Origin of the sequence: Phocaeicola sp. RTP21198st1_B8_RTP21198_201120 (genome assembly GCF_040929485.1) — a bacterium.
GTDB lineage: Bacteria > Bacteroidota > Bacteroidia > Bacteroidales > Bacteroidaceae > Phocaeicola > Phocaeicola dorei.
The window spans coordinates 1-15,158 of sequence record NZ_JBCOCI010000015.1; the positions used below are offsets into that span (position 1 = coordinate 1).

A 15,158-nucleotide genomic window follows, 5' to 3' on the forward strand; every position below is an offset into this window, starting at 1 on the left:
TCTCAAAAAGAAAAATTGTATTTAAAAGTCTATAGAAGGGCTTTTAAATACAATTTTCTATCTATTTTCTACCGAAAAGAGTACTAATATAGAAAACCGAACAACCATAATGGTATTTTATTATTTATTCCATACTCTATATCATCAGCAACAATATATGCATCAGAAAGTCCATTTATTTGTTGTTTACCTTTGTTTCTACCACCGACTTCAAAAGTATAGCGTCCATCAATAAAGAAATCACTCTCTTTAGAAACGTTTATTTTGTGGCAATAACGCAATTGGTTGGCAAAAAAAGTTTCCCTGACATTTCCAATATCAATTTGACTGGCAGACAATGCATACATTAAATTAGGATTCTCTAAAAACAGTTTATCAGGTTTCTGCAAGCGGCTTATGCCGGAGCCTTCTTTTTGGAGATTCATAGTCAGACAGCTGTCATGGAGGGCATCCAGATAGGCCAGCAATGAATTACGCGAGATTCCTATCCGTTCGCTTAGTTTACTGACATTAGGAATAAAAGGCGCCGACTCTGCAATGATATATAGTAACTGCTTAATTTTAGTTGTATATGAAATATCAACCCCTCTTAACTGTGGAATTTCCAATTCCACAATCAGATTGACCACTTCATTTATTCTTGAATAATAAAGAGCGGGTAATTCATTGTAATAAGGATAATACCCATGTTTCAAATAATCAGGAAAATGTTTCAGAACTTTAACTTTGTCTACTATCCCGACAGATAATGACAGATGATTATCCAATATATTATTTAAAGTTAATATCGGCAATGATAGTTTTTCATTCCAGTTTAAATACTCGCGAAAAGAAAAACCTTGCATTTCATAAACAATTGCCCGCCGGCTCAAATCCGATTTGGCATTTAAGATTTCAAGCAAGGACGAACCTGTAAAGACTACATGAAGTTCAGGTAAGTCATCATAAATATTTTTCAGTTCTTGAGACCAGTTGGGGTATTTGTGTACTTCATCCAGAAATAGATATTTTCCTCCCCGCTTTACAAAATCGGAAGCTAAATCATAAAGTTTATGTTCACTGAACCAGATATTATCCACACTGGCATAAAGTACGGTTTTATCCATTGGAAGGTTCAGTTTGATATACTGCAACAATAAAGTTGTTTTTCCAACTCCCCGGGCCCCCTTTATACCTATAAGACGAGCTTTCCATTCTATCTCATTTATCAGGCTACGTACAAAAGAAGTATTTGTTATAGCCAGTTTCTTGATAAAGGACTCAAATAATCGTTCCATTTCTTCTTTTTGTTTATCACACATTACAAAAATAGTAATAAATTGTTCATCATGATAAACAAAATGAGTTTTTTTTTTAAAGTTGCAGCAATAAAATGCTCACATTACCATTTGTTTAAATAAAGTTCAGACCTTCGCCCAAGTGTACTGCCCTTTTTTATTTGGCTTATGTTAAGTGGCTCTATGACCTATGCATAATATGCTTTGCCGATATCAGAATATCAAATGATTTTGGGTATAATAAAAAAGGAAGAGAATATATCACATAACCTCTTCCTTTTTTATTAATAAACTTGGACTAGCGTCATATTTCAGACTGTTTTTCCATTAATTCAAATTAGGTCCTTCACCAAATTGCGGAGCTTTTTTATCATACCAAACTCGTTCTGTATTTAGTATTGTAGGTTCCGGACCATAGGAATATCCTTGATCTTGATATGCTTTTCTCTTGATATCTCCCATTTTATCATCTACAGTTGGTTGCGTCACTTGAAATCTACGAGGTAATGGATAGTTGCTTACTTTAGGATTTAAGTTCAGCATGGGATATAAATCACTTTCTTTCATAGGACATCCGGAACGACGCATCATGATATATTGATCAGCCGGGAAGAAAATAAAGTGAATATACTGTTGCAAGTATACTTTTTCCAGATTCTCTGTAGTAGATCCATCTAAAGTCAAGATAGGATCATTTAGTAATCTAGTGACTTCATTTTCCTGCAACTTAATGGTTACATCAAATTTGTCTTGCCCAAATGTATTGTCATAATAGGGGATATGATTTAAACCTGCTAACTTGTCATAAGCACGCATTGAATATTCTACTCCCTTTTTCAGATAGGATTCTGCGCTTCCTGAAAAACCGATATCTTGTCCTTGGCTTAGTAACTTAAGTTCTGCCAGATACAAGTTTACTTCTGCTGTGGATAGATACAATCCATACCATGCGTATAAATCTGTAATCTGAACTTTTGGCGCACCTGGAGCAACCGGATAATCTATAATGACTTTTTTGTCAAACATATATTGATTTAATGGAGAATATGGATAATAAGTTGTTTCTCCATTGCCGTCCTTATCTGAAACTTTCCACAGCTTACCAGCTTTGTCAAAATAATCAACATATTCTGGGTGCTGGTCGGCTAAACCGGCTTCTACTTCTGTCGGTAAACCGTAATAACGTACCCAAGGTTCACCAGGAGCTTTCCAGCCTTTGAAAACCTTTTTGCCGTTAACTTCTTCTGATATGACATTTTCCTCTACAAATGAAGGTAGTCTTTGTCCTTTGTCATAGAATGCTTGTACGACGATTGAATTATAATCATTCTTTTCGAAAAAGACACGGATACGTGGATCAAAATGTTCAAGCATGAAGTTGATTAATTGCATTGATCCTGCACCACGGTTATCCATAGAATTTCCACCAGGCATATGACGGTCTGTAGCACTTTTATTATAGAAGAAATCATCTTCCAAACCATCCATAATAGGATACTTGGCAGCGTCTCTTACAATATTCAGTGCCCGATTCTTATCCTCGTTAATTAAACGAACTGCTAGCTTTAAACGGAGAGAGTTGGCAAATTTCAACCATTTGGTATAATCGCCTTGGTAGATGATATCCTGTGAGCCTAAAGACTGCTGTGTTACTTTATTTCCATCAATAGTTACATCATTGGCTAATGTTTCAACAGTTTCTTTCAATTGTTTTTCCCACAAATCAAACAATTCAGCTTGTGTGTCATATTTTGGAGTGAGGGTTCCTCCGTAACGTGCTTGATAGGCTTCTGTGTATGCCATGGAGCCATACATATCAGTATCCCACATAGCCAAGTAAATCATTAAAGGTTGACAAAGTGCTTTTAGATAAGTATATTTTGCTTGTTCTTCTCCCTCTAAAGTTGTATTTACAATATAAGTCAGTTCATTTACTTGGTTCATTACATTGTAAACTTGTGATCCCATTTTGCCTGAATTGGACATAGTAGTCATCAGGTTTTCATTACCTCCTGTTGAAGCTACTGTTTGAGACCATCTCAGCATATTATTGTAATCGTAATACCAAGCAAAATAGTCATGACCATCAAAATTTGCTAATGCTTGAGTAAATAAATAGCGAGGGTCTGGTTTTGAAACGATAGTTGGATTGGTATTGATATCGGCAAAATCATCTTTGCAGCTGCTTATAAAAGTACAGCTGCCAATTAAAAAGCTTGCCATTATATATTTTAATTTCATAATCTTCAATTTTTTATAAGTTTAGAATCCTACATTTATAGTCATTGTGTAATTAGCTGTATATGGGTCGAAACTACGAATACGGAATTCACCGCTCAAATTACCACGCACACCTTCAGGATTTACGTCGTTAGGTAGTGAGTTATATAGATATCCTAGATTACGTGCAGAGAAACTTACTCCCAATCTTTTTGCTCCAATTTTGCCGGCAATATTTGATGGGAATGTATACCCAACGGTAATTTCACGTAAAGCAATATATTTCAAATCATGTATCCATCCGTCATTTGTTACACCTGTTGCCCATTGGTTGGCATAATTATAATACGATGCAGCATGCATTGGTTCAAGAATTCCATTTTCATAAGCTTGTTGATAGGACATACCTCCTACATCATGAGTTTTACCATCTATACCTGTAACTTGAGTCCCCGAAGCAAATATTCCTTGAGGGATCATACCATCATGATAAGTAACACCGTAACTTCCTGATTGACTTCCATCCGCATTTAAATATTGGCTGGTCCATGTCATACCGCCATGAGCCTCATCTCGGAATTTTAAAGAAGATTCTGTCCATCCATAAGCTGTACCATAACGATTACCATAAACAGCTACTTTACCACCAAAACGCATATCCAAGGCCATTCTGAAACTTAAGTTTTTCCAAGTTAATCCGGTCGAAACAGAACCTAAGAAGTCTGGATTCATATCACCGATCACTTCATTTTTCAAGCTTCTATCAGCATAGGCAGAACGGTCAGAATCACTCCATTTCAGAATGATATTGCCGTTGTCATCTCTTTTAGGAGTTATATCGGAAATCAATACGCCATAAGGTCCGCCAACTCTGGCTGCCGATTGGATACGCATGTTACCCCATCCTGTAGAACCACGTAAGCCAATGTATTCGGCAGCGTCAGGGTGTAATTCGATAATCTTGTTATTATTCTTTGTAAAGGTGAAATCTAAGTTCCATTCCCAATCTTTATTACGGAAAGGAATCGTATTTAAAGCTATTTCTACACCACTGTTTTGAATATTACCAGCGTTAATTAACTGATTGCTAACACCAGAAATAGATGGTGTAGAGATGTTCATAATCTGATCTCTTGTATTTTCTTTATAGTAAGTTGCATCTAGGTTGATACGATTGTCTAGGAAACGTAAATCCAGACCAACTTCCCAAGCGTTTTTCCGTTCTGGTTTTAAGTTAGGTGAAATGGCTGTGCTTGAGAATGAATTTGTATATACATAGCTACCATCTATTAACTGTAAATTACCTACATTGTAACCGGAATTAATAGTGTAAGCACCTGTATCATTACCTACTTGTGCCCATGAACCACGAATTTTTGCAAACGAAATCCATGAAGGCATTTTGTCTTTGAATGTTTCACTGATCAGCCAAGAACCGGAAACTGAAGGATAGAAGTATGAGTAATTACCGTTCTTATTAGCATAAACTAATGCTGAAGACCAGTCATTACGCCCGGTTACATCTAAATATAATTGATTTTTCCAAGAAGCATTGAAAGCAAATACTGCAGATAACATCCGTTTAGTTCCTTCTATTTTTCCGCTTGCTTTGACCTGTCGTTTACTGTTGCCTATGAAAAATTGCCCAGGTACAATCAAACCATCAGTTTCTACAGAATAAGCAGTCTGATAGTTGTTGTAATATTCACCACGAATAAAACCACCCAAATTGAAATCTTTTACTGCTTTATCAAAAGTAAAAGTTCCTGCAAAGGTGGTTTGTTCTTTAGTTTGTTGTGCTAATTTATAGTTACCTCCTTCGTAAGCAACTCCGGTACCAAGTTCTTTATTTTCTTCACGAATGTATACATAGTTCATATTGCCTTCTCCTTTGAAACGGACCCAATCGGCAATTTTTACATTGACTTCTAAAATAGGACGTACTACGGTTTCTTTACGGTTGTAGTCCATATTGTCAATATTAAACCAATAACTTTTGCTGGATTCGGGTACATTGGCATAAGTATCTCCAGAACGTGCAATACCACCTTGTTCACTTAAATATTTATCACGATAGTACTTAGCATCATATAATGGGGTTAATCCTTGGTAGAAATATTCACCTACGGCACGAGCAGCATTGCGTGGCTTAGAATTGGCGAAACTGACAGATGCGGCAACATCTACTCTATCACTGATTTTATGGCTACCTTTTACCAAGAAAGCGTAACGTTCAAATGTATTATTAGGAGTGGTGGCATTCACTTTCTTGTAAGAAACAGAACTATAGAATGATGTTTTTTCATTACCGCCACGTACTGATACATTAGTATTAGTGTTAAAGCCTAATTGATACATATCTAACATATTATTTTTGATTGGAGAATAAGGTACTTTACGGCCATCATAATCTTCAATCATTACCGAACTGTCGTAGGGGAGTCCCCATCCTAAAGTAGACGCTCCGATTAATGAAGGTTCTCCCTTTGCGTTGGTATAATAAGTAGGAATCCAAGTATTACCATTTTCTCCATATCCGATTCTACCTGGACGGGCTCCAGGTCCATATACAGTTTGAATACTGGGTTGTTTGTAGGCGTGGTCGATACCTAATGTTTGAGTAACATCTACACCGAATCCTTTGAACTTTCCTCCACCTTTGGTGGTAATAACTACGGCGCCGTTCAAACCTCTAGAACCATAAAGCGCTGTGGCTGCGGCACCTTTCAGTACAGATACTGTTTCAAAGTCATCCGGGTTCAAGTTTTTCAATTCATTACCATAATCAATTGCATCAATTTCTTCACCATCCATATCACGTCCTTGAGTGGAATTATCAAGAATGACACCATCGACAACGTATATAGGCTGGTTATTGCTTCCTAAGGTTGACGCACCACGAATTTGGATTTTAGCAGAACCAAAGATACCACCGTCTGAATTAGATATCTCTACACCAGCTACTTTTCCTTGTAATGATGCAACCGGATTGACTGTATTGGTATATAACTCTTCACTTTTTAATTCGGTTACTGCATAACCCAAAGCTTTTTCTTCACGCTTCATTCCTAAAGCGGTTACAACTACCTCACCCAACAATTGAGTATCATCTTTCAAAAGAACATCTAGAGGTTTTCCGGTCCATTTTATTTCTTGAGTAGCATAACCAACGAAAGAGATAACAATGATATCCCCTTCCTTTACATTACTTAAAGAGAAGTCACCGTCAAGCCCTGTGATAGTACCATTCGTAGTCCCTTTCACTACTACAGATGCACCGATAACACCTTCTCCCGTAGCATCCTTGACGATACCCGTACATGTCCCTGTCTGTTGTGTGATTTTCACATCGGTAACGCCGGGATTGGCGACCGCGTATGCTGCTCCGGTAGAGGCACCCATTAGGAACAGCAACATACTGACTGATTTTAGTCGTTTTAACATAGCTGTGATTTTTTTTAAGTTTATTGAAAATCAAGTAATTCCGTTTCATTAGTTCCTTCAGAACTACTCTTACAGCTATGTGTCTGATAATCAGAACATATTTACTTTAGTGGTTTTAAGATGATCTTTGTCCTTGAATTTACAAACAGGAAATAAATTTGTGATTTCTACCTGTTTTCTACTAGCTATTATCCCGTTATCATAGTCAAATTTAAATCAGGATAGGGTTAATGAATACTGCATTGCAATACTTTTTGTTCTATCACCACATATCGCTGGGCTTCAATATTATACGGTGACAGAACTTTCAGCATTCCCTCGAAATGGTTTATCAGTTAGAGCCGGTTCAGCAGATACTGGTCGCCATAGTGGGTACGTAATTTTTTCACTCCCATCAGGGCTAAATGTTTTCCGAAGACTCTCATCTTGACATCACGCATGGTTTCGGGACTGGCCCTTTTCATCACTTCATAAATCTGTCCGATAGTCCATCTTTGAAACTTCTCCCCATCCTGGGGCAGACTGAAGCAGCTATAAAAAAGGCTTTCCTCTATGGGGCGGCGCAAAAATGCGTCATTACGTAAACTGACAGCCTGTTCTTCTGTGGGTGAGAGCCAATAGCGGCGGTTATGTTTTAGTTCATCTCTTAACTGAGCATAAAGTTGTTTATAATTGATGCGAGGCAAACGGATACTCCCTTTGGTCATCACCGGATAAAAACGGCGGTTACCGGAGGAATCGGTCAGCAGATCGCAAAAATTGGAAGTGCCAATAAATGAACTAAGGCGCGGTTGCTGGCTATAGCTGCTTTGAAACGGACGGCGCATACTAAGACCGCTCATTTGGACTAGATTCTTCAGCCGTGCCAGTTTACCTTCTTCCATCCGATTGAATTCGTCTATATTGATAAGAGCCAAAGAGCGCATTTTGCGCAGGGCATCCCCCTCGCGAGTTACATCGAAGTCATCGGTATAATATCCACGTAACGCTGGTGGAAGGAGCGACCGGCAAAAGGTAGACTTCTTCAGTCCCTGAAGGGGATTAACCAAAATGGGAATCAAGCAGTTGCCATGCATCCGGTTTTTACCGCTCCATTGCATCACCATGCCCAGCATCCAGATATGAAACACCTCCACCCATTGCGTTTCATCGCTTACCGAGCGTGCCAGCTCGCTTACTCTGTCGTGTCCGTCCCAGTGTGGCAGATGTTCCAAATAGGCTGTCACGGGGTGAAAAGAAGGAATGCGTGACGAACCCAAATAACGGCGCATATCACGGTCCATACAGTTCACACCTTCTTCTATTGCATTAATAACCAATGTATTGAATTCTCGCTCATCCACCACACGGTATTTATCGAACTTGTGCTTGTCATGAAATTCGCATTGTTCTGTTATTTGGTTGTAACGAAAGGAATAATGAGTGGTGAGGAACGAATCAAGCCCTTTCATGGCTTGTTTCAGTTTTGAGTCTTTTTCTTTTTCCATTAAATCTGTTTTTTATTGATTTGAGGTGTGAAGATAGTTCTGCAAAACAGAGTTTTGCAAGAACTTTGCCCGACAATTTAAAATAAATCCAACGTGTGAAACATTTACGGCAGAATCTTTGCAAGAGGACGAAAGAATCCGTATCTTCGTCCGGAAGAATCTGGGTTCTCACTGACGTGAATATGCCTTCTCACTTTAGTGAAGAGCCGTTGCCACACAGGTGAAACTGCCGCTTCACTAAGGTGAAGCAACGGAATGTTTTGTAAGTTTTGTAAGTTTGCACGATAACATCCTATAAATAAAACAAATACATAGTACATTATGTCAGACATTAAATTTGATATCTATGAATCTCCGGCAAATGACGGGGAAAAGAAAAAATACCATGTGAGAAATACCAACAAGCAGACGATTCACTCGAAGGACTTGATACACGAAACTACACTTTATACTTCAGTAAGCCGCTCGGACTGGGCGGCAGTGGTAGAGGGACTGATAGATATTCTGTCCGAGAAATTAGGTGACGGCAAGCGAATCCATATCAACGGATTAGGGTATTTCTCTGTCAGCATCGGCTCCACAGAGAGTGAAAATCCTAAGAAAATGACCCGTGGCACAGTACAGATAACAGGAATCAACTTTCAGCCCGAAAAAAGTTTCAAGAAGAGTATTATAAACCGGGCGCATTTTGTAAGAGAACGATACAAGGTGCACACGGTGGACTTGTCGCCTATCGAAGTAGACGGGTTGCTGAGTGAATATTTTAAAGATCATCGCAGCATCACCTGCGCCCGGATGCAGCAGGTCTGCGGAATGACTCGTTCTACCGCTTACCGTCGCCTGCAAACATTGACTCAAGGAGAGCATCCGTCATTACAACGCGAGGGCTACAAAAATGCCACTGCCTACATACCGGTTAAAGGGCATTACGGACGTTCCTACACCGCAGATCGCTGGTAACGAGTCGGATAGGGTGAAGGGAGGATTTTGTGTTTCATGTAAAACGAATTGTTATATCATACTTTAAAATAAGAAAAAATGAAAAGAACCATCTTGAAAGACGTAGGAATCGGCTTGTGCTTCCTGCTTAGCACCGGAACGATCTACGCGCAGAACTACCCTAGAAAAGTGAAGAATGCGCAAGGTATCGAGGTGACCTACCAATCGAATTACAAAGGGAGAGTCCGGCCGGGACATTTGTTGATGACCGTGTCCGGTGACCGCGTATCATTGACCAACGTATGGCCGGAGCAAAATGACCGTCCCGATCCCCGCCCGGAAGACAAGACACCTGTAACCGACAGTTACATCGACTACACCACCCGGCAGGCATACCGCAGGGCTGAACTCCCCAACGGACAAGTGATATCTGCGGTCACTCCCTTCGAATTCGGCAAAGGCTTCACGCAAACGGGCGAAGGAAAACACTTAGGGATGAACTGCAAAATTTTGCGAACATCCATCAATTCCAACACTATCGAGGTATGGTATACCAACGACATCCCTTTTCGTGGTACTCCGCAAGCCAATGTGGGTGTACCTGACGGATTGGTACTGAGGGTCGTGCGAAACGGTGACATGATTCAAGAGGCTACCCATATTACCCCACTGAAGAAAGGAAAGGATGTATTGCCACAGTCGTGGGGGAAAAGCATGGATGCGGCCGACTACCAATATACCATCAACCAAAGTGGAGTTATCACAATTCCGGTCTTCGACCAACAGAGCATCTGCTTCAACAACACTAAATTGCCCGAAGTACTGAAAGAAGGTGTACAATACAGTGCTGGAGGCGGCACCATTCTGTTAAAGAAAGTGAAGTTACCCGACTATGTGAAGAATCGCACCGTCTTTGCGGAAGTTGTTCAATACTCGGACGGCGATGCTTACGACCGCATCGGTTCTGTCTTTCTGATACCGGAAAGCAAGCGGCTGTCTTTTCTTGATGCCATGCGTGATTTGAAAAAAGTTCCCTCTTTTCACTCGGAAAATATGGATTACCACGGGCTGATTTCTACAGCGGAGTATGATGTGCCTTTAGAATTGATGCGTTTCTTCACCGGTTTCGGTGTGCGCAAGTTCAATTATAATAAGGTGAAGGGGCAGGACTGGGTGGACTCCGTACTTTACAAAATGGAGGTAACCCCACTGGCCGAAAAGTTGGAAGGAGAAGCTTGGATTGGCGCTTACATCGGCAACTGGGATGCCAAAGGGCATCGTCTGTCGTTGAAACTGAAGTATTATCCTGATGAAGAACATCGGGTTTATAACACTCTTCCGCTGTTCAATACAGTGAATTATCTAGAGCAGGCAGGACAGCCTTATCCGATTTTCATGCGTCAGGATTCTCTGATCGTAAAATTCACCTTGAAGGAGCCTGCCAAGAATGCCCGTCTGTACTACCTCACCACGGGACATGGCGGTTGGGGAGGCGGTGATGAGTTCAACCAGAAACCTAACACCCTCTATTTGGACGGTGAAAAAGTGATCTCTTTCGTACCTTGGCGAGATGACTGTGGAACTTATCGTAACTGGAATCCTTGTTCGGGTAATTTCTCCAATGGGCTGAGTTCTTCCGACCTGAGCCGTTCCAACTGGTGCCCGGGTACGGTGACCAATCCCGAATACATTTATTTAGGTGATCTGGAGGCGGGTGAACACAGCATCACCGTAAAAATACCACAGGGTGCTCCTGAAGGGGAAAGTAATAGTTATTGGTGTATCTCGGGTACACTTATTTATTAATGTAAATTCTTTTGTCCTGCGGTAACAGAAATGTTTCTGTTATCGCAGGACAAGGAGTGTTCCAACTTTTCTATCTCCTCAAGGGACAACTTTGTGCCCTATGCAATTTGCCCCATAGCAAGTTCAAGGACTTAAGATTACGACTACGGCTTATTGGGACTTCTTTCTCTCTTTCGCTATTCCTTTCTATGTTCTTCTATTCCTTCTTCCAACTTGGCAGAATCCAACATATCATTCTGAACCATCAAGACGTTCATATACTCGTCGTATGTATGGCATTCCTAAGGAAAGCATATAGCACAGCAGCCAAACACAGGTTCAATCAAAGCGAATATACCCTTCCTGCAATTCTTTCACATTTTATAGATAAAAGGTATATTTTCTCTAGCAATAGACAAACAGCATGAACTGACATCACCTGTTTTCTTTTGGTTCTTATCTCAATAAACGTTACCTGTTTTCTACCAACTACCAAACAAACGGTAAATATTCAATGAAAAAACAATATAAATCATTTCAAGAAAGTTCCGTAAAAGTTACCAGTTCTCTCTTTAAATAAGATGCTTTGAACATCTCAAACGTTAAAAATCAGAGCATATTAAAAATATTTTTCAAGAGACCCTTTATATATATTAAAATTGTTATATATTTGCATCGTTAATCTAAATTAAATTGAAAAACATAGTTCTGAAGGAACTAATGAAACGGAATTACTTGATTTTCAATAAACTTTAAAAAATCACAGCTATGTTAAAACGACTAAAATCAGTCAGTATGTTGCTGTTCCTAATGGGTGCCTCTACCGGAGCAGCATACGCGGTCGCCAATCCCGGCGTTACCGACGTGAAAATCACACAACAAAGTGGTACATGTACAGGAGTTGTCAAGGATGCTACGGGTGAAACTGTCATTGGTGCATCTGTAGTAGTGAAAGGTACGACTAATGGTACTATTACCGGACTTGACGGTGACTTTTCTTTGTCAAATGTAAAAAAAGGAGATATCATTCAGATCTCTTTTGTCGGTTACATTACTCAAGAGGTTCTTTGGAATGGTACCCCTTTGAATGTTATTTTAAAAGATGATACCCAGACTTTGGATGAAGTGGTAGTCGTTGCATTTGGAACGCAGAAGAAAGTGAATGTGACCGGTGCTGTATCTACTGTCGGAGCGAAAGAGATTGCGGCACGTCCTGTTAGTTCTACGGTTGAAGCTCTGCAAGGAGTTGTTCCTGGCATGAATATTTCAACAAGTAGTGATGGTGGTTCATTGAAAGGTAACAAAGAATTCAATATTCGTGGTACAGGAACTATTGGTAAAGGCTCATCAGTATCTCCTTTGGTGCTGATTGATGGAATGGAAGGGGATATTAATGCTATTAATCCACAGGATATTGAGAATATTTCTGTTTTGAAAGATGCTGCTGCGTCTTCTATTTATGGTTCACGTGCGCCGGGAGGTGTCATTTTGATTACTACTAAAAAAGGTAAGTCAGGAAAACCATCTATTAATTATAATAATAATTTCCGATTTAACTCTCCATTGAATATGCCTCATATGGCAGATTCATACAGTTTTGCATTAGCTATCAACGACCAGCTGACCAATGGAGGACAGTCGCCAATGTATAGTGAGAAGAAATTGCAACAAATTTTGGATTATCAGCATGGTAAATCTACACAATATATGTGGGCTACGGATGCTGGACGTTGGAATGCATTTGATGACCCAAATCGTCAGGATGTTATGCCAACCGCTAATACTGATTGGTTGCATGAGTTGTTTGGTGATAGTTTTACTCAGGAGCATTCAATTAGTGTAAATGGTGGTACGGATGTAATGCAGTATTATATGTCTGCCAATTATCTGGATGAAGGAGGATTATTGAAATATGGGGATGATGGCAGACAACGCTATTCATTTACTGGTAAAATCAATGCGGATTTGGCAAAATGGTTGAAAGTAGGGTATAGTGTTCGTTTTAATCGTATTGATTATAGTTCCCCTTCCTTTGCAAGTGCCGGCGAGAATAAGGAAAATGTATTTTATTTTGATGTATGCCGTTATTGGCCTGTAATTCCTGTTGTAGATCCTAACGGTTTTTATACCGCAGAGTCTAAAATTTACCAATTGACTGAAGGGGGACGTTATAATACTCAGAATGACGTTGTGGCACAACAACTCCAGTTTCTTATTGAACCAATTAAAAATTGGAAAACCACTATTGAATTAAATTATCGTAGTAATTATAATTTCTCGCATACGGATTATCAAACGGTTTATGCTTATGATGTAAACAAGAACCCATATGCTATTGCCAACACAACTTCGGGAGTAACAGAATATGCATATAAAAGCAATTTCTTTAATCCGAATATCTTTACAGAGTATTCATTGGAGTTAGAAAACGGGCATAATATGAAAGCAATGGTCGGTTTTCAAAGTGAGTTGTTTAAACAACGTGATATTACTGCAAAACAAAATAACATAATGTCTGGCATTCCTACTTTAAATACAACTACGGATAATGCACGTGCCAGTGGTGGCTATCAGGAATGGGCAACAGCCGGTTTTTTTGGTCGTATCAATTATGATTACAAAGGTCGCTATCTGGTTGAGGCGAATCTGCGTTATGACGGTTCTTCACGTTTTTTACGCGATCAACGTTGGAATTGGTTCCCTTCTTTCTCTTTAGGCTGGAATGTGGCACGTGAGGCCTTTTTTGAGAAGTATACTAATATTGTCAATACATTGAAAGTTCGTGGCTCATGGGGTGAACTTGGTAATCAAAATACAGATAATTGGTATCCTTTTTATCGCATTATTGATTATAAACAAAATAATGGCGGTTGGTTGGTCAATGGCTTGAAACCTAATACTGCAGCCGAGTCCAGTCTCGTTTCGGCATTGTTAGGTTGGGAAAAGACCCAAACTTTAAATATTGGTTTTGATCTTGGTATGCTGGACAATCGTTTTAATTTGAATTTTGATTATTTCCAGCGTAAGTCAATTGATATGGTTGGGCCGGGACAGGAATTACCAACAATCTTAGGTATTGCCGTTCCAAATGTGAATAATCTGAATATGACTTCGAAAGGTTGGGAATTACAAGTAAGCTGGCGTGATCAGATACGTGATTTCAGATATGGTGTCACATTGGCTTTATCCGACAACCAGGTTGTAATTGATAAATATCCTAATCCGTCAAAAGATTTAGGCCAAACATATTATGATGGGGCACATTTGGGAGATCTTTGGGGATATCAGACAATAGGAATAGCTAAGACTCAGGCGGAAATGGATGCGCATCTGGCGAAGGTGGACCAATCTTCTATGGGTTCCAACTGGGGAGCAGGTGATATAATGTATGCCGATTTGGATGGTGACGGTGTGATAAGTGCAAAAGATAATACAGCAGACAATCATGGAGATAAAGTTTTGCTGGGTAATAAGACACCACGATATAACTTTGGCTTGAATTTGGATGCGGCTTATAAAGGCTTTGACTTGAAAGTGTTCTTCCAAGGAACATTGAAACGTGACTATATGCCGGGATCGGGTGCTGAAAGTATGATGTTTTGGGGAGCTGTAGGGTATTGGCAGACCAATTTTTTTGAGCCTCACTTAGACTATTTCCGTCCTGCTGATACAACGAGCCCGCTAGGAGCGAATGTCGACGGGTATTATCCACGTCCTTTAGAAAGCGACAAGAATCGTAAAGCACAAAGTCGCTATATGCAAAATGCTGCTTATTGTCGTTTGAAAAACGTAACGTTGGGATATACTTTACCGGCAGATTTGACTAAAAAATTCTACGTGAATAATTTACGTTTCTTTGTGTCTGCAGAGAATTTGTTTACTATAACCAATCTGTGTGATACTTTTGATCCTGAAACAATAGGTGTAGGCAATTGGGAAGGATGTACTTACCCATTGTCAAAGACTATTTCATTCGGATTAAGTGCAACCTTTTAATAAAATAAGA

General features: G+C 39.6%; 7 protein-coding genes. 3 read left to right on the forward strand and 4 right to left on the reverse strand.

Annotated elements, in window-relative coordinates:
• Positions 1-83 precede the first annotated feature (83 nt).
• The 4 genes from AB5935_RS08700 to AB5935_RS08715 all read right to left on the reverse strand — a co-directional run bounded on the left by AB5935_RS08700 (position 84) and on the right by AB5935_RS08715 (position 8,428).
• A complete protein-coding gene (locus tag AB5935_RS08700; RefSeq protein ID WP_038612637.1) occupies positions 84-1,277 on the reverse strand; it encodes an ATP-binding protein in 1,194 nt (397 codons plus the stop codon).
• Positions 1,278-1,604: 327 nt separating this feature from the next.
• The gene (locus AB5935_RS08705) at positions 1,605-3,518 is read right to left on the reverse strand and encodes a SusD/RagB family nutrient-binding outer membrane lipoprotein (protein WP_007832971.1); all 1,914 of its coding nucleotides are present in this window, start codon (positions 3,516-3,518) and stop codon (positions 1,605-1,607) included.
• Between the two features lie 21 nt (positions 3,519-3,539).
• Positions 3,540-6,941, reverse strand: coding sequence for a SusC/RagA family TonB-linked outer membrane protein (locus tag AB5935_RS08710; protein WP_038611653.1), 3,402 nt, complete (start codon positions 6,939-6,941; stop codon positions 3,540-3,542).
• Positions 6,942-7,276: 335 nt separating this feature from the next.
• Positions 7,277-8,428: a VapE domain-containing protein gene (locus AB5935_RS08715; RefSeq protein ID WP_008656990.1), complete on the reverse strand. Its 1,152-nt coding sequence runs from the start codon at positions 8,426-8,428 to the stop codon at positions 7,277-7,279.
• Positions 8,429-8,749: 321 nt separating this feature from the next.
• Between AB5935_RS08715 and AB5935_RS08720 the strand changes: the two genes are divergently transcribed.
• From AB5935_RS08720 to AB5935_RS08730, 3 genes are all read left to right on the forward strand, one after another.
• Positions 8,750-9,388, forward strand: a complete 639-nt coding sequence (locus tag AB5935_RS08720; RefSeq protein WP_007832967.1) for an HU family DNA-binding protein — start codon at positions 8,750-8,752, stop codon at positions 9,386-9,388.
• A 78-nt stretch (positions 9,389-9,466) separates the two neighbouring features.
• Positions 9,467-11,173, forward strand: coding sequence for a PNGase F N-terminal domain-containing protein (locus AB5935_RS08725; RefSeq protein WP_038611656.1), 1,707 nt, complete (start codon positions 9,467-9,469; stop codon positions 11,171-11,173).
• A 747-nt stretch (positions 11,174-11,920) separates the two neighbouring features.
• Positions 11,921-15,148, forward strand: a complete 3,228-nt coding sequence (locus tag AB5935_RS08730; protein WP_007840918.1) for a SusC/RagA family TonB-linked outer membrane protein — start codon at positions 11,921-11,923, stop codon at positions 15,146-15,148.
• The last annotated feature ends 10 nt before the right edge of the window (positions 15,149-15,158 follow it).